At 60.9% G+C, this 15,384-nt stretch carries 16 protein-coding genes; 10 read left to right on the forward strand and 6 right to left on the reverse strand.

Features of this window, described 5'->3' with window-relative positions:
- Positions 1-106 precede the first annotated feature (106 nt).
- Both hupB and AAEZ08_RS01410 read left to right on the forward strand, forming a co-directional pair.
- Positions 107-379: a nucleoid-associated protein HU-beta gene (gene hupB / locus AAEZ08_RS01405; RefSeq protein ID WP_003282502.1), complete on the forward strand. Its 273-nt coding sequence runs from the start codon at positions 107-109 to the stop codon at positions 377-379.
- 205 nt (positions 380-584) lie between these two features.
- Positions 585-2,441, forward strand: a complete 1,857-nt coding sequence (locus tag AAEZ08_RS01410) for a SurA N-terminal domain-containing protein (protein WP_500123587.1) — start codon at positions 585-587, stop codon at positions 2,439-2,441.
- Positions 2,442-2,543: 102 nt separating this feature from the next.
- On the opposite strand, the gene AAEZ08_RS01415 is transcribed toward AAEZ08_RS01410, so the two are convergent.
- The 6 genes from AAEZ08_RS01415 to pqqA (AAEZ08_RS01440) form a co-directional block, all read right to left on the reverse strand.
- Positions 2,544-3,197, reverse strand: a complete 654-nt coding sequence (locus AAEZ08_RS01415; protein WP_500123588.1) for a beta/alpha barrel domain-containing protein — start codon at positions 3,195-3,197, stop codon at positions 2,544-2,546.
- A 183-nt stretch (positions 3,198-3,380) separates the two neighbouring features.
- Entirely contained in the window at positions 3,381-4,481 is a 1,101-nt protein-coding gene (gene serC / locus AAEZ08_RS01420) for a 3-phosphoserine/phosphohydroxythreonine transaminase (protein WP_058064492.1), read from the reverse strand.
- Positions 4,462-4,959, reverse strand: coding sequence for a urate hydroxylase PuuD (locus AAEZ08_RS01425; RefSeq protein WP_181066414.1), 498 nt, complete (start codon positions 4,957-4,959; stop codon positions 4,462-4,464). Before AAEZ08_RS01425 ends, serC begins: the two co-directional genes overlap by 20 nt.
- A gap of 81 nt (positions 4,960-5,040) precedes the next feature.
- A complete protein-coding gene (gene pqqE, locus AAEZ08_RS01430; RefSeq protein WP_500123589.1) occupies positions 5,041-6,186 on the reverse strand; it encodes a pyrroloquinoline quinone biosynthesis protein PqqE in 1,146 nt (381 codons plus the stop codon).
- Positions 6,155-6,451 carry a pyrroloquinoline quinone biosynthesis peptide chaperone PqqD gene (gene pqqD / locus AAEZ08_RS01435; RefSeq protein WP_181066412.1) on the reverse strand — a complete coding sequence of 99 codons (297 nt, stop codon included), beginning with the start codon at positions 6,449-6,451 and terminating at the stop codon, positions 6,155-6,157. The genes pqqE (AAEZ08_RS01430) and pqqD (AAEZ08_RS01435) overlap by 32 nt, the downstream gene beginning before the upstream one ends.
- A gap of 56 nt (positions 6,452-6,507) precedes the next feature.
- Complete coding sequence (gene pqqA, locus AAEZ08_RS01440) at positions 6,508-6,582, reverse strand: pyrroloquinoline quinone precursor peptide PqqA (protein WP_003282509.1); 75 nt, start codon at positions 6,580-6,582, stop codon at positions 6,508-6,510.
- A gap of 412 nt (positions 6,583-6,994) precedes the next feature.
- Here pqqA (AAEZ08_RS01440) and exaC point away from each other — a divergent pair, with 412 nt between their 5' ends.
- From exaC to AAEZ08_RS01480, 8 genes are all read left to right on the forward strand, one after another.
- The gene (exaC, locus tag AAEZ08_RS01445) at positions 6,995-8,515 is read left to right on the forward strand and encodes an acetaldehyde dehydrogenase ExaC (RefSeq protein ID WP_181066530.1); all 1,521 of its coding nucleotides are present in this window, start codon (positions 6,995-6,997) and stop codon (positions 8,513-8,515) included.
- Between the two features lie 242 nt (positions 8,516-8,757).
- Complete coding sequence (locus tag AAEZ08_RS01450) at positions 8,758-9,876, forward strand: oxidoreductase (protein ID WP_003284928.1); 1,119 nt, start codon at positions 8,758-8,760, stop codon at positions 9,874-9,876.
- A 179-nt stretch (positions 9,877-10,055) separates the two neighbouring features.
- The gene (gene pqqA, locus AAEZ08_RS01455) at positions 10,056-10,127 is read left to right on the forward strand and encodes a pyrroloquinoline quinone precursor peptide PqqA (protein WP_003284930.1); all 72 of its coding nucleotides are present in this window, start codon (positions 10,056-10,058) and stop codon (positions 10,125-10,127) included.
- Between the two features lie 47 nt (positions 10,128-10,174).
- Complete coding sequence (gene pqqB / locus AAEZ08_RS01460; RefSeq protein WP_058065892.1) at positions 10,175-11,086, forward strand: pyrroloquinoline quinone biosynthesis protein PqqB; 912 nt, start codon at positions 10,175-10,177, stop codon at positions 11,084-11,086.
- Positions 11,087-11,173: 87 nt separating this feature from the next.
- Positions 11,174-11,926: a pyrroloquinoline-quinone synthase PqqC gene (gene pqqC, locus AAEZ08_RS01465; RefSeq protein ID WP_003284933.1), complete on the forward strand. Its 753-nt coding sequence runs from the start codon at positions 11,174-11,176 to the stop codon at positions 11,924-11,926.
- A 92-nt stretch (positions 11,927-12,018) separates the two neighbouring features.
- The gene (gene pqqD / locus AAEZ08_RS01470; protein WP_036992061.1) at positions 12,019-12,297 is read left to right on the forward strand and encodes a pyrroloquinoline quinone biosynthesis peptide chaperone PqqD; all 279 of its coding nucleotides are present in this window, start codon (positions 12,019-12,021) and stop codon (positions 12,295-12,297) included.
- The gene (pqqE, locus tag AAEZ08_RS01475; RefSeq protein ID WP_500123590.1) at positions 12,269-13,423 is read left to right on the forward strand and encodes a pyrroloquinoline quinone biosynthesis protein PqqE; all 1,155 of its coding nucleotides are present in this window, start codon (positions 12,269-12,271) and stop codon (positions 13,421-13,423) included. The genes pqqD (AAEZ08_RS01470) and pqqE (AAEZ08_RS01475) overlap by 29 nt, the downstream gene beginning before the upstream one ends.
- Entirely contained in the window at positions 13,420-15,363 is a 1,944-nt protein-coding gene (locus AAEZ08_RS01480; protein ID WP_500123591.1) for an alpha/beta hydrolase family protein, read from the forward strand. Before pqqE (AAEZ08_RS01475) ends, AAEZ08_RS01480 begins: the two co-directional genes overlap by 4 nt.
- Positions 15,364-15,384: the final 21 nt, after the last annotated feature.

Genomic DNA, 15,384 nt, shown 5'->3' on the forward strand with positions numbered 1-15,384 from the left:
TCAGGTGCCCTTGTTTAATCGGCCTCTTGTGTCATAGCCATCTAGCACCGCTTTGCTTACACCCGAAAATTAAAGATACGACTCAACAGAAATAAGGGGACTTAGAGTGAACAAGTCGGAACTGATCGATGCTATCGCTGCATCTGCTGATATCCCAAAAGCTGTTGCTGGCCGCGCGCTGGATGCAGTGATCGAATCTGTCACCGGTGCCCTGAAGGCTGGTGACTCCGTGGTACTGGTTGGTTTCGGTACTTTCGCTGTCAAGGAGCGCGCTGCGCGCACTGGTCGCAACCCGCAGACTGGCAAGCCGATCAATATCGCCGCTGCCAAGATCCCGGGTTTCAAAGCTGGCAAGGCTCTGAAAGACGCTGTCAACTAAGCGTTTTTCTACCCGGCCAGTCAGCTTGCGCTGCTCTGGCTCGGGGCGGTTGTTGAGCAGGCCTGGCCTGCTGCAGTCTGGCTTGGGGGAATAAGCCCAACCGCTCCAAAAGCTCCGAGAAGGCGCATCCCTGGATGCGCCTTTCTTTTATCTGGTTTCCACCCGTGTTGCGCATCCCATCGCGCCGCAGACTCCTGGGGGTCGCATGCTTCAAAACATCAGGGACAATTCACAAGGCTGGATAGCCAAAACGATCATCGGCATCATTGTGGTGCTGCTGGCACTGACTGGCTTCGATGCCATTTTCAACGCCGCCAGCAATAGCCAGACTGCGGCAAAGGTCAACGGCGAGGAAATTTCCCGCTACGACCTTGACCAGGCGATGAACATGCAGCGCCGCCAGCTGGCCCAACAGCTCGGCCAGGACTTCGATGCCTCGCTGCTCGATGATCGCTTGCTGCGTGATTCCGCGCTCGGCTCACTGATCGATCGTATGCTGCTGCTGCAAGGCGCCAAGAGCGCTGATTTCGCCTTCTCGCGCGAAGCGCTCGATCAACTGATCCTGCAAACCCCCGAATTCCAGGTCGATGGCGCCTTCAGTGCCGCCCGTTTCGATCAGGTCATCCAACAAATGGGCTATTCCCGCCTTCAGTTCCGTCAGCTGCTTGAGCAGGAGATGCTGATCGGTCAGCTGCGCGCCGGCATTTCCGGGACCGGTTTCGTGACCGATCAACAGGTCGAGAACTTTGCTCGGCTCGAGATGCAGACTCGCGATTTCGAAACCCTCACCATTCCCGCCCAGCACGAGACGATCGAAGTCAGTGACGAGCAAATCGAAGAGTATTACGAGACCAACGCTGACCGTTTCCGCACACCCGAGCAGGTCATCGTCGAATACGTCGAGCTGAAGAAAGAGTCGTTCTTCGATCAGGTCGAAGCGTCCGACGAGGAGCTGCAGGACCTGTATCAGCAGCAGATCGCCAATCTGGACGAGCAGCGCCGTGCTGCGCACATCCTTATCGAAACCGGCGGCGAGCTGAGCGACGAAGAGGCTAAAGCGAAGATTGAAGAAATCGCTGCTCGAGTGAAGGGTGGCGAGGACTTTGCTGCTATAGCCAAAGAGGTTTCGCAAGATCCAGGCTCTGCCAACGAAGGCGGCGATTTGGGTTTTGCTGGCACTGGCGTCTATGACCCTGCGTTCGAAGATGCTCTGTATGCGCTGAACGAAGGAGAAGTCTCGGCCCCGGTCCAGTCGGAATTTGGCTGGCACATCATCAAGCTGCTCGGCGTACAGTCGCCCGAGGTTCCATCTTTCGAAAGCATGAAGCCTGAACTGGTGCGCGAGCTCAAAGCGCAGCAGGTCGAGCAGCGTTTCGTCGAAATCAGCAAGCAGCTGGAAGATGCGGCATTCGAAGCATCCGATCTGACGCAACCCGCTCAGGAACTTGGCCTGATGGTGCAAACTACCAACGCGTTCGGTAGAGAGGGCGGTGAGGGTATCGCTGCCAATCGTCAGGTCATCCAGGCAGCCTTCAGTGATGAGGTGCTGGTGGACGGGGCCAACAGTAGCGTCATTGAACTCGACCCCGAGACCTCCATCGCGCTGCGTGTCAAAGAGCACCTGAAACCTGCTGCAATCCCGCTCGCAGACGTGCGTGACGATATCGTCGTGCAGCTTCAGCGCAGTCTGGCGGCCGAAACGGCGCGTACCCAAGGTGAGCAGCTACTGGCTGAACTGCGCGACGGAAAGCAGCCCGATGGTCAGTGGCAGCCCGTAGAAGCAGCAGCGCGTAGCCAGGAAGGTGTTGCGCCTGCGCTGCTGCAGGCCGTGTTCCGCATGCCGCGTCCGCAACAACAGGACAAGCCGAACTACACTGGGGTGGCTTTGGGCAATGGCGACTACGTCGTGGTTCGGCTAAATGGCGTTAATGAGCCGGAAACCGCACTGTCCGATGAAGAGAAGCTGAACTACCGGCGTTTCCTGGCTTCGCGCATTGGTCAGCAGGACTTCGCGGCTTATCGTCAAAAGCAGCAGGCCGCGGCGAAAATCGAAAGGTTCTGATCGCGACTTTATGAGCGATGATCGGCCGGTTGTCTCGGTTGATCACTTTGACAACGCCCCGGCTGGTCCGGGGCGTTGTCGTTTCTGCCACAGAGTTGTCGCTCAGCGGAGCAGGTGACGTGCCAGCCACGGCCCCTGGTGCAGCAGCGCTGTGTGAACCTGCACCAGTTCGGCGCCGGCATCCATACGCGCTTGCAAATGGTTCGCCGTCTGGATGCCACCAACAGAGATCAATGCCATGCCCTGGCCGCAAAAGCGCCGCAAGCTCTCGATCTGTTCACAAGCTAGTGCCTGTTGTTTCGAGTCCTGCCAGGCGCGGTAGCGCTCGCGCGTCGCTGGTGGTCCTGGATCATGTGCAGCTAACAGCCCGTCGAACTTGAGGTCAAGCAACATGCTGGCTAGCAAAAAGGGAACCTGCTTTGGCAGGCAGCGTAGCTTCGCTATCAGCGGTACCTGGCGTTTGCCCTCCAGATTCAGCTGTCGATGTTCCTCACGTAGGGCAGCGAGGAGGTTGCGCAGCCGCACGGCATGAGAGAGCAGCGGTGCGCTGGCCGGGCCGATCAGGTTCAGTACCAGATAGTCCGCATGGGGCCAGGCTTTGCGCAGCATGGCGCAGGTATCCGCTGCTGATCGTCGCGCATCCAGGGTCAGGTTTATTCCGAGGCGTGCCTCGCCGCGAGATATCGGCTCCAGTTGCGCTAATCCATCCGCGGTCAGGCTACCGATCTCGTTGAAGCCGAATCCCAGCGCAGCCACCCGCCGCGCGAGACGCCCGTTGCGATCGTAGCCGGCGGCGATACCTAGTGGGACGGAAAGCTCAGGCCCATCACGGTAAGGGGGCGGCTCGGCACGGTCCGCGGCAGACGACAGGCGACATCGGCCAGAGTTAGTGACAGCTGCTGTGCCAATGAGCGGCGTAACGCGTGCAGGGTGCGTCTGCTATCCATGCTTACGCTCGAAATCAGTCATGAATTCCACCAGGCGCGCCACTCCGTTCAGAGGCATGGGGTTGTACAGGCTTGCTCGTATACCGCCGATCGCAGCGTGGCCGCGCAGGTTGGCCAGGCCGTTACGCTCGGCCAGGGTCAGAAAGGTGTCAGTCAGGCCGGGCTCGGTGAGTTGGAAACAGACATTGATTGATGATCGGTCTGCGGGGAATTGCGGACATTGGTAGAAGTCGCTGTGGTCAACGCAGCCGTACAAAAGGCGACTTCTTTGCTGAGCTGCAGCAGCCATCGCCGGAACGCCGCCGTTGCGTCGTATCCAGCGCAGCATCAGCCCGGTCACATAGAGGGCGAAGGTTGGCGGAGTGTTGAAGCGGCTCTGCTGCTCGGCCTGCATTGCATAACTGAACGCGGCTGGCAGGCCGGGTGGAGGCGCTCGCAGAAGATCGTTGCGGATGATCACCAGGCACAGCCCGGCCACGCCGAGATTCTTCTGCGCGCTGGCGTAGATCAGACCAAAGCGCTCGAGCGGAAGCGGCCGGGTAAGAAAGTCGGAGGTCATGTCCGCCACCAGCGGCACTTTCAATTCGGGAAATTCATGTAGCTGCAGCCCGTTACCCGTCTCGTTGCTGGTGACATGGCAGTAGCCAGCCTGAGGATCAAGCTGCCATTGAACGGTCGGGGGCAGGGCGGTGAAATCCTGTGCTGCACCGCTGGCGATGATATTGACAGCGCAGTGCCGACGCGCCTCGCCAATAGCCTTGCGTGCCCAGTATCCGCTTTCCAGGTAATCGGCACGTTGACCAGGCTGTAGCAGGTTGAGGGGCAGCAGGCCGAACTGTGCAGATGCACCGCCCTGCATGAAGAGCACTTGGTAGCTGCACGGAATCGCCAGCAGCGCGCGAAGGAGCTCTTCAGTCTCGGCCATCAGCCGCTTGAAGGATGCGCTGGTGAATGGCTGCTCCAGTATGGAAAAACCCGAACCACACCAGTCAGGCAAATCTTCGCGGATTTGCCCGAGAACCTCTGCCGGCAACATCGCGGGGCCAGCGGCGAAGTTGTAGTTTGTGTGTCGCTCAGAAGAGGTGCAGGCCATGAGCGCCGGCCGCCATCAGGAACAAGAGGGGAAAAGAGAGGATGGTGTTGCTACGCGACGAGAGGAAGGTTATCCGTGAGCAACGGACCCGCTCCTCCAGCGTTGCCGGAACAAAGCCGAGTAGCTTTTTCTGATGAGGCCAAAGTACCAGCCAGAGGTTGAGCAGCATGAGGGTGCCAATCCATGCGCCAAGTCCGATCACTGCCAACGGACCTTGCAGCAGCAGGGCATCGACCAGCCAGCCACGCTGCCAGAGCATGAACATGCCAGATACCCAGACCACCACGGAGGCGTAGCGAAAGATGCCGTGTTCACGCTTTATCCGTACCTTGAGGTCGCGATTTAGCGTGGCCGTATCGATGCCGTTCTGCAGCGGGACGAAGCGCGGGTTCTGAATGAAGTTGGCGTAGTTGTGCCCAACCCAAACCAGCGCGAACAGCAGATGCGCGTAGCGGGCCAGCAGATCGAGCATCGTCATGCGCCCACCAACCAGTAACGCAGTACCAGGTAACAACCAAGCGTTAGCGCGAGACCTGCGCTGACGGTGCCGCCGAATGAGTCATGGGGCAATTTCAAGTTCCACCCCCTGACTGGCCTGTCGGGCGATCAGCGTGCCTTGCGGGCGCGTGGCATCCTGCGCCAGTTCAACGGCCTGACGAATGAGCTGGTGATGTGGGGATTTACTGCAGGCCGGATCGGTGTTGGCTCCGTTGCCGGTCAGCAGCAGCGCCTGGCAGCGGCAGCCGCCAAAATCCTTCTCTTTCTCGTCACAACTGCGGCAGGGCTCGGGCATCCAGGTGTGGCCGCGGTAGAGGTTGAATACCGGCGAGTCGTGCCAGATCTGCTCCAGGCGTTGCTGGCGCACGTTGGGAAAGGTGATGTGCTTGAAGTTGCTGGCTTGCGAGCAGGGCAGCACGTTGCCGTTGGGCGCGACGGTCACGTGAATGGCGCCCCAACCATTCATGCAGGCCTTCGGGCGGCCTTCGAAGTAGTCCGGGATGACGAAAAAGATGGTCAGCCGCTCACCGAAGCGTTCGCGCGCGGCATGCACTTGGCCCTCGGCGCGCTGCAGCTCGGCGTGCGTCGGCATCAGCGCATCGCGGTTGAGCAGCGCCCAGTTGTAGTACTGCACGTTCGCCAGTTCGAGGTACTCGACGCCCAGCTCCACGGCGAACTCGATGATGTCCGGCACCTGAGCGATGTTCTGCCGGGTGATCGGTACGTTGAGCACCATGGGGAAGTCCATTGACTTGATCAGCCGCGCCATGCCGAGCTTCCGCTCCCAGGCATCGACGCCGGCCAGCTGACGTGCCACGTCACGGTCGGTGGACTGAAAACCGAGTTGGATATGGCGCAGTCCCGCATCTTTCAGCGCACGCAGGCGTCCCTCGGTCAGTCCTATACCGGACGTGATCAGGTTGGTGTAGTAGCCCATGCGATCAGCCTCGGTGACCAGCGTTTCGAGGTCCTTGCGCAGGGTGGGCTCGCCGCCGGAAAAGCCGATCTGCATCGCACCCATGGCACGGGCCTGGGCCATCACGTCGATCCACTCGGCGGTGCTCAGCTCATCCTGGCGGTAATCGGAAAAGTTGCGTGGATTACTGCAGAACACGCACTGCAACGGGCACTGGTAGGTCAGTTCCAGTAGCAGCCAGACCGGGTTGCCGTTGCCATCAAGCCTTAGCTCGGATCCAGCCCTTGCCATGGGATACCTCCAGGAAATTCAGAATGCCGCTGCGAATGGCGTCGATGTTGGATGCGTTGTAGCTACGCGCGAGCTGGTCGATCAGCTCAGCGACGCTGGTCTTGCCGTCGCAGCGTTGCAGGATCTCCCCACCGGTGGCGTTCAGCTTGACGATGCCCTCGGGGTAGAGCAGCACGTGCGCTTGTTGCGAGTCCTCCCAGCGAAAAAGAAAGGGTGGGCGGATCTCGAAGCAGGTGGCAGGCAGCGTTTTTGTTGTTGTCGACATGTTTATTTCCTCGCTAGACCGGCGTGACGACATATGCAATCACGCCGGCCAGGGGCTCAGCGTACGTAGACGTACGCGGTGACTTCGAAGCCCAGACGCAGGTCGCAGAAGTCCGGATCGATCCACTGCATGGCGTATCTCCTCAATGGTTGTTGTCAGGAAAAGCGATGTCGCACCCCGAAGCTAAGGCGCTTTGTCGGGTGGACTAATAGGACTTTGGGGTCGGTTTTGCGGGCTTTTGGTCGCGCTTTTCTTGCGCTTCGGGGAAGTTTGCGCTGTAGGTCGCCGGCCTTGTTCAGCGTCATTTTTGCTGCGCGATTCAAGGTCCATCCTGCTCGGCTTTTTCCCGCTCTGGCCTGGCACCTGCACCGATCGCAAACCGCCATCAGCTCTGCCTCCGCGCCTTGCCATCTACTACCAAATGAGGAGTCCTCCGCTGCCATGGGTGCATACCGGAGCGAAGACCCTGCTGCCTAAGATCGGTCCATGTCCTGCGCACTTTCCGGCGCAGGCTCCGACAAGCAGAAGAAAGAGAGGCCCATCATGATCTACGCTCAGCCCGGTACCGCAGGCTCCGTCGTTTCCTTCAAGCCGCGCTACGGCAATTACATCGGTGGCGAATTCGTACCGCCGGTCAAAGGCGAGTACTTCGTCAACACCTCGCCGGTTAACGGTGAAGTGATCGCCGAGTTCCCGCGCTCGGGTGCTGAAGACGTGGAAAGGGCTCTGGATGCTGCACATGCCGCCGCCGATGCCTGGGGCAAGACCTCGGTGCAGGACCGCGCACTGATTCTGCTGAAGATCGCCGACCGCATCGAAGCCAACCTGGAAAAGCTCGCGGTTGCCGAAACCTGGGACAACGGCAAGGCCGTTCGTGAAACCCTAAACGCCGACGTTCCGCTGGCTGCAGATCACTTCCGCTACTTCGCGGGTTGCATCCGCGCCCAGGAAGGCAGCGCCGCCGAGATCAACGAGCACACCGCGGCCTATCACTTCCATGAGCCGCTGGGCGTTGTTGGGCAGATCATCCCGTGGAACTTCCCGCTGCTGATGGCCGCCTGGAAACTGGCTCCGGCCCTGGCTGCCGGTAACTGCATCGTGCTCAAGCCGGCCGAGCAGACCCCGCTGTCGATCATGGTATTCATCGAAGTCGTCGGTGACCTGCTGCCGCCGGGCGTACTGAACATCGTCCAGGGCTTCGGTCGCGAAGCTGGTCAGGCGCTGGCCACCAGCACCCGCATCGCCAAGATCGCCTTCACCGGTTCGACCCCGGTCGGCTCGCACATCATGCGCTGCGCCGCCGAGAACATCATTCCGAGCACCGTGGAGTTGGGTGGCAAGAGCCCGAACATCTTCTTCGAAGACATCATGAATGCAGAGCCTGCGTTCATCGAGAAAGCCGCTGAAGGTCTGGTACTGGCCTTCTTCAACCAGGGCGAAGTCTGCACCTGCCCGTCGCGTGCGCTGATTCAGGAATCGATCTTCGAGCCCTTCATGGAAGTGGTGATGAAGAAGATCAAGGCGATCAAGCGTGGCAACCCGCTGGATACCGACACCATGGTTGGCGCGCAGGCCTCCGAGCAGCAGTTCGACAAGATCCTCTCCTACATGGAAGTCGCTCAGCAGGAAGGCGCACAGATCCTCACCGGCGGTGCCGCCGAGAAGCTCGAAGGCGGTCTGGCCTCCGGTTACTACGTGCAGCCGACCCTGATCAAGGGTCACAACAAGATGCGCGTGTTCCAGGAAGAAATCTTCGGCCCGGTGGTCGGTGTGGCGACCTTCAAGGACGAAGCCGAAGCCCTGGCGATCGCCAACGACACCGAGTTCGGCCTGGGTGCCGGCGTCTGGACGCGCGACATCAACCGCGCCTACCGCATGGGCCGTGGCATCAAGGCCGGTCGCGTGTGGACCAACTGCTACCACCTGTACCCGGCGCACGCCGCCTTCGGTGGCTACAAGAAGTCCGGCGTCGGCCGCGAAACCCACAAGATGATGCTCGACCACTATCAGCAGACCAAGAACCTGCTGATCAGCTACGACATCAATCCGCTCGGATTCTTCTGATGAGGGCCCCGGTGCGTTAGCTCCAACGCGCCGGTTATTTTGCTACGCACGTCAAGTGCAGGATCCTGTGCCGCTTCTGCAATAATCCCCTTTGAATCGAGCACAAGATTCCTATCGCAACGCGGCTTCGGCCGCGTTTTTTTATGGCCATGCAAGACCAGCCATCGCTGGCATCGAACTCCCGCCCGCACAAACCCCTCACATCAGCATGTCCCCAGTGCTGCAAAGATGAGGAGATCACCATGTCGCAACTGCTCGAGCCCTATTCGCTGAAACACCTGAGCCTGCGCAATCGTGCGGTCGTCGCGCCCATGACCCGGGTCAGCGCCGAAGCCGAGGGCACGGCCAACGAGCTGATGCGCGATTACTACGCATCGTTCGCCAAGGGCGGCTTTGGCCTGATCATCAGTGAGGGCATTTATACCGATACGGCCTACAGCCAGGGCTACTTCAACCAGCCGGGTCTGGCCACAGAAGCTCATCGAGATAGCTGGCGTCTGCCAGTCGAGGCCGTACACGAAGGCGGGGCCGCTTTTATCGCCCAGCTCATGCACGGTGGCGCGCAGACCCAAGGCAACATCCACCATGCCCGGCATGTCGCGCCCTCGGCAGTGCAGCCTAACGGATCTCAGCTGACGTTCTACGGTGGCGAAGGGCCCTATGCGACTCCCGCACAAATGGGCGAGGACGACATCCAGGAAGCTATCGCGGGCTTTGCACTAGCTGCTCGCCATGCGCGAGCGGCCGGCTTCGATGGCGTCGAGCTGCACGGCGCCAATGGTTACCTGTTGCACGAGTTCATCAGCGCCGAGTTCAACCAGCGCGACGATCACTGGGGTGGCGATTTCCTGGATCGCTTGCGCATGCCGCTGGCTGTCATCAGCGCGGTACGGGCGGAAGTCGGCAACGATTTCCTGGTGGGTATACGCCTGTCCCAAAGCATGGTGAGCGACAGCAGGCTGAAGTGGGAGGGTGGGGTAGAAGAGGCGCAAACCCGTTTCGCTGCCCTCGCAGAAGCCGGCCTCGATTATCTGCACGTCACCGAACCCGAGGCTGCTGCACCGGCTTTCAGCGACGGGCCGAGCTTTGCAGCGATTGCCAAGAGCAGCGTCTCGCTTCCTGTGATCGGCAACGGCGGCATCGTGAGCGGTGATCAGGCCGACGAGCTGCTTGCTCGCGGAGATATGGACCTGGTGGCCGTTGGCAAGGCTGCGCTGGCCAACAACGACTGGCCACTGCGGATCCAGCAGGGCTTGCCACTAAGTGATTTCGACAGCGCGATGTTCGCACCGATGGCGACGATCACCAACGAGTTGGCGTGGCGCAACGCCAATGGTCGGCCCGCGCTGCATGCGAGTTGACACCTCGGGGCTGGCAGGCGCTAGCTGATACCGAGCTGCAGCGACTTGCGTTCTCAGGGCTTACGGCACTACCAACGCATGTCGCTGTCTCCTTCCAAAGTACCATTCTGTTTTAGGCAGAATAAGGGGCTTAATTGGGCTGTCGGAATCTTCCGGCACCATAAAAAGAGGACCGACCTATGTGGACTAAACCCGCCTTCACCGACATGCGTATTGGTTTCGAAGTCACCATGTACTTCGCTAACCGCTGATGAATCAGCCCCGGCTCAGGCCGGGGCTTCGCTTTTAGGGGCTGTCCATGTTCATCCGTATTCTCGGTTCCGCCGCGGGCGGAGGCTTTCCGCAGTGGAACTGCAACTGCGCCAATTGTGCGGGCCTGCGCGCCGGGACACTCAATGCCAAGGCCCGTACCCAGTCCTCAATCGCCATAAGCGACAACGGTGTTGACTGGATTCTGTGCAATGCTTCGCCGGACATCCGCGCGCAGCTGGAATCCTTTCCAACCCTGCAGCCAGCTCGAGCACCGCGTGATACCGCGATCGGCGCGATCGTGCTACTGGACAGCCAGATCGACCACACCACTGGCTTGCTGACCTTGCGCGAAGGCTGCCCACACGAAGTCTGGTGCACAGAAATGGTCCATCAGGACCTGACTACCGGTTTCCCGCTGTTCAACATGCTCAAGCACTGGAACGGTGGGCTGAAGTGGAACGCCATCGGGCTGACCGGCAGCTTCACGATTCCCTGCTGCCCGAACCTGCATATCACGCCGATCCCGCTGCGCAGCTCAGCGCCGCCGTATTCGCCGCACCGCAATGACCCGCACCCCGGCGACAACATCGGTTTGCTGATCGAAGATCGCAAAACCGGCGGCACGTTGTTCTATGCACCTGGGCTGGGCAAGGTCAGTAACGAGCTGCTCGACATCATGCGCAAGGCCGATTGCCTGCTGGTCGACGGAACACTCTGGCGCGACGACGAGATGCTCGTGCGCGAGGTCGGCACCAAGCTCGGCAGCGAAATGGGGCACCTGCAGCAGAGCGGTCCAGGCGGCATGATCGAGGTGCTCGATGGCATGCCCGCCGTCCGCAAGATTCTCATCCACATCAACAACACCAACCCGATCCTCGATGAGGATTCCGTCGAGCGCGAAATCCTCGGTGAACACGGAATCGAAGTTGCCTTCGACGGCATGAACATCGAGCTATAACGTGGCCCAGTGAACGCGATGCGACTGAAGTCGCATCGCGGGTCGAGTCACGTACATCGGAATGTTTAGAAAAGGAAAGACACTGCCATGATCCTGCCAGCCATGAGCCCCGCGGAATTCGAACAAGCGCTGCGCGCCAAGGGCGAGTACTACCATATCCATCACCCGTTTCACCGGGCCATGTACGCAGGGCAGGCGACGCGCGAGCAGATTCAGGGCTGGGTCGCCAATCGCTTCTATTATCAGGTGTGCATTCCGGTGAAGGACGCGGCGATCATGGCCAACTGTCCGGACCGCGACACGCGCCGGGAGTGGATTCAGCGCATCATCGACCATGATGGAGCCCCGGGCGAAGAGGGCGGCATTGAAGCCTGGCTACGGCTGGCCGAGGCCGTCGGGCTGGAGCGCGAACAAGTGCTGTCGCAGGAACTGGTGCTGCCTGGGGTGCGTTTCGCCGTGGATGCCTACGTCAACTTCGCTCGTCGCGCCAGTTGGCAGGAAGCCGCCAGCAGCTCGCTGACCGAACTCTTCGCCCCGACCATCCACCAGTCGCGTCTGGACAGCTGGCCGCAGCATTATCCGTGGATTGATGCATCGGGTTATGACTACTTCCGCAAGCGCCTGAAGGAAGCGCGTCGTGATGTCGAACACGGCCTGCGTATCACCCTGGATCACTACCGCACCCGCGAGGCGCAGGAGCGCATGCTGGAGATCCTCCAGTTCAAGCTCGACGTGTTGTGGAGCATGCTGGACGCCATGAGCATGGCCTACGAGCTGGATCGCCCGCCGTACCATACCGTGACCCGCGAACGTATCTGGCACAAGGGAATCAGCTTCTAATCACAGGCTCTTGTAGGTTGGGCTTCAGCCCGCCGCCAGCGAGCAAAATGATTCGGCCAGGCTGCCAGCCTGCCTTTGGCGAGACATTGACCATGAGCGACATCCAACTAACCCAGATTCCCGTCTTTCGACGTGGCTACCGCTTTCAATGGGAACCCGCGCAGAACTGCCATGTGCTGCTCTATCCGGAAGGCATGATCAAGCTCAACGAGAGCGCTGCGGCGGTGCTGACCGAAGTCGACGGGACGCGTAGCGTCGGTGCCATCGTTGCCGATCTGCAGGCTCGCTATCCCGAGGCTGAAGGGATTCAAGAAGATATCGTCGCGTTCCTGGAGGTTGCCGTTGAACGGTTCTGGATCGAGCTTCGCTAAACCCGGCTACGAGCCCGGCCCGCCGCTCTGGCTGCTGGCGGAGCTGACTTATCGTTGCCCGTTGCAATGCCCGTATTGCTCCAATCCGCTGGATTTCGCCCGCAGCCATGAAGAGCTGACTACCGCCGAGTGGATCGAGGTGTTCCGCCAGGCACGCGAGATGGGCGCGGCCCAGCTGGGCTTCTCCGGTGGCGAACCGCTGGTACGTCAGGACCTTGCGGAGCTGATCGAGGCGGCGCGAGGACTCGGCTATTACACCAACCTGATCACGTCGGGCATCGGCCTGACTGAAGATAAGATCGCCAGCTTCGCTGAGGCCGGGCTGGACCATATCCAGATCAGCTTCCAGGCCGCCGACGAAGAAGTGAACAACCTGCTCGCCGGCTCGAAGAAGGCTTTTGCACACAAGCTGGAAATGGCTCGCGCAGTTAAGAAGCACGGCTACCCGATGGTGCTCAACTTCGTCACCCATCGGCACAACATCGATAACATCGACCAGATCATTCGTCTGTGCATCGAGCTCGAAGCCGATTTCGTAGAACTCGCGACCTGCCAGTTCTACGGCTGGGCTGAACTTAATCGCGCCGGACTGCTACCGAGCAAGGAGCAGCTGATACGTGCCGAGCGCATCACCAACGAGTGGCGCGACAAGCTTGCCGCTGAAAACCACCCGTGCAAACTGATCTTCGTCACGCCCGATTACTACGAGGAGCGCCCGAAGGCCTGCATGAACGGTTGGGGCAACCTGTTCCTCGACATCACCCCAGACGGTACGGCGCTGCCTTGCCATAGTGCGCGGCAGCTGCCGGTGGAGTTTCCCAACGTGCGCGAGCACAGCATCGAGCACATCTGGCGTCATTCCTTCGGCTTCAACAAATTCCGCGGCTATGACTGGATGCCGGAGCCGTGTCGCAGCTGCGACGAGAAGGAGCGGGACTTCGGCGGCTGCCGCTGCCAGGCCTTCATGCTCACTGGCGACGCTGCCAACGCTGACCCCGTGTGCAGCAAGTCAGCACACCACGGCAAGATCCTTGCGGCTCGCGATCAGGCGGATCACGGCGCGCTGGGGCTCGATCAGCTGCAGCACCGCAACGAGAAGGCCTCCAAACTGATTCTGAAGGTATGAAATCGCCGATCGAGAACGCATCCGCTAATCCCGGCTCCGGCACTGAGCGTCTGCCTTACGGCTTCTGGCCCAGCGAGTGGAGCGCGGATGCAGCCGCGGCTGCGAGTCAGGACTACGCTGAGCTGCGTGCCGGGCACGGCGGGCTGTTCTGGATCGAGTACGACCCCGTTCAAGGGCGCTGCACGCTGTGGTTCTGGCAGGCCGGCAGCGCACGCTGCGTGACCCCGGACGGGTTTTCGGTACGCAGTCGCGTCTATGAATACGGCGGCGGTGCGTTCTGTCTGACCGGACAGGGCCTTGCCTTCGTTAACGAGGCGGATCAGCAGATCTACCTGCAGCTGACCGCTGATGTCGATTCGGCAACACAGCCAGTAGCCCTGACCGCAGAGCCTGACTGCCGATATGGCGATCTGCAGCATGACCCCGTCAGCGATGCGATCCTGACGCTGGAGGAATCCCGAGAGGCCGTTGGCGTGGTGCATCGTCTGGTGAGTATCTCCCTGGTCGACGGCGCACGTCGGGTTATTGCCGAGGGAGGCGACTTCTATGCCTCTGCGGTGCTCAGTCCGGACGGCACGCGGATGGCCTGGATCGAATGGGATCGACCGGAGCAGCCCTGGACCACGACGCGTCTGTGCGTGGCTGAGCGGCTGCCCGAAGGGCGTTGGGGCCGCAGACGGTGTTTGGCCGGCGCGGAGGGTGGCGAGTCCTTGCAGCAACCACGCTTCGCCGTCGATGGCCGGCTGTATTGCCTCAGCGACCGTCTGGGCTTCTGGCAGCCCTGGTATGAGGCAGACGGCCAACTGATTCTCCATCTGCTGACCACATCCGGTGAGGCGGACGCGGCACAGGACTTCGACTGCGCCCCGGCCCCCTGGCAGCTGGGTACCACCAGCTACCTGCCGCTGGCTGGTGGCGGCCTGTTGTTGACGCATATGGTCGATGGCTATGGCTGGCTGTTCGAGCACGGTGCCGATGGCAGCCGGCGCCAATTGGCAGCGGATTTCACTCGCTGCCGCCAATTGGCCGTCAATCAGTCTCATGTGTTCTGTATCGCTGGCTCCCCGGAGCGAGTACCAGCTGTGCTTGCCATCGAAAGGGCCAGTGGAACGGTGCAGATTCTCGCCGGCGGAGCGCAGCCGCTGGCGGTCGATCAATTGTCGCGCCCACGGCCCATGCGCTATCCGACCGGCGATGGCGAGGTCGCTCATGCTTTCTTTTATCCTCCCGCCAATGCGGACTACCACGGCGAGCCGGGGGCCTTGCCGCCGCTGGTGGTATTCGTCCATGGCGGGCCGACTTCGGCGAGCTATCCGGTGTTCGATCCGCGCATTCAGTACTGGACCCAGCGCGGTTTCGCCGTGGCAGACGTGAATTACCGCGGCAGCAGCGGCTTCGGTCGTGCCTACCGCCAGCGCCTGCATGAGCAATGGGGCCTGATTGATGTGGAAGACGCCTGCCAAGCCGCGCGAGCGCTGGTGGAGCAGGGGGTGGTTGACCCGCAGCGGTTGTTCGTTCGAGGCTCCAGTGCGGGTGGCTACACCGCGCTTAGTGCGCTGGCAGCTACCAATCTGTTCCGGGGTGGCGCCAGTTTGTACGGCGTCAGCGACCCACTGGCACTGCGCCGGGTTACGCACAAGTTCGAGGGGGACTACCTGGACTGGCTGATTGGCGATCCCCAGCGAGTGCCAGGGCGCTTCCAAGAGCGTGCGCCATTGCATAACGCCGAGCAAATAGATGCGCCAGTGATCTTCTTCCAGGGCTGGCACGACGCCGTCGTCCTGCCCGAACAGACCGAGTCGATGGTCGCGGCTTTGCGCGGTCGTGGCGTCGAGGTGGAATACCGGCTGTATCCCGAAGAGCGCCATGGCTTTCGTCAAGCAGCCAATCTCGCAGACGCGTTGAAGCATGAGTTGGGTTTTTACCTACGGTTGCTATGAGCCGTCCCGCCACGCCCGAAA

This window comes from Pseudomonas sp. E45-MNA-CIBAN-0222, assembly GCF_040310405.1.
GTDB lineage: Bacteria > Pseudomonadota > Gammaproteobacteria > Pseudomonadales > Pseudomonadaceae > Stutzerimonas > Stutzerimonas stutzeri_AC.

What these genes read in the sequence shown, in the direction of transcription:
- pqqD (WP_181066412.1), bottom strand. Translation starts at nt 6,451, where the DNA reads ATGTCGACAACAACAAAAACGCTGCCTGCCACCTGCTTCGAGATCCGC.
- AAEZ08_RS01450 (WP_003284928.1), top strand. Translation starts at nt 8,758, where the DNA reads ATGTCGCAACTGCTCGAGCCCTATTCGCTGAAACACCTGAGCCTGCGC.
- pqqB (WP_058065892.1), top strand. Translation starts at nt 10,175, where the DNA reads ATGTTCATCCGTATTCTCGGTTCCGCCGCGGGCGGAGGCTTTCCGCAG.
- exaC (WP_181066530.1), top strand. Translation starts at nt 6,995, where the DNA reads ATGATCTACGCTCAGCCCGGTACCGCAGGCTCCGTCGTTTCCTTCAAG.
- pqqD (WP_036992061.1), top strand. Translation starts at nt 12,019, where the DNA reads ATGAGCGACATCCAACTAACCCAGATTCCCGTCTTTCGACGTGGCTAC.
- AAEZ08_RS01425 (WP_181066414.1), bottom strand. Translation starts at nt 4,959, where the DNA reads ATGACGATGCTCGATCTGCTGGCCCGCTACGCGCATCTGCTGTTCGCG.
- pqqC (WP_003284933.1), top strand. Translation starts at nt 11,174, where the DNA reads ATGATCCTGCCAGCCATGAGCCCCGCGGAATTCGAACAAGCGCTGCGC.
- AAEZ08_RS01410 (WP_500123587.1), top strand. Translation starts at nt 585, where the DNA reads ATGCTTCAAAACATCAGGGACAATTCACAAGGCTGGATAGCCAAAACG.
- serC (WP_058064492.1), bottom strand. Translation starts at nt 4,481, where the DNA reads ATGGCCTGCACCTCTTCTGAGCGACACACAAACTACAACTTCGCCGCT.
- AAEZ08_RS01480 (WP_500123591.1), top strand. Translation starts at nt 13,420, where the DNA reads ATGAAATCGCCGATCGAGAACGCATCCGCTAATCCCGGCTCCGGCACT.
- pqqE (WP_500123589.1), bottom strand. Translation starts at nt 6,186, where the DNA reads ATGGCAAGGGCTGGATCCGAGCTAAGGCTTGATGGCAACGGCAACCCG.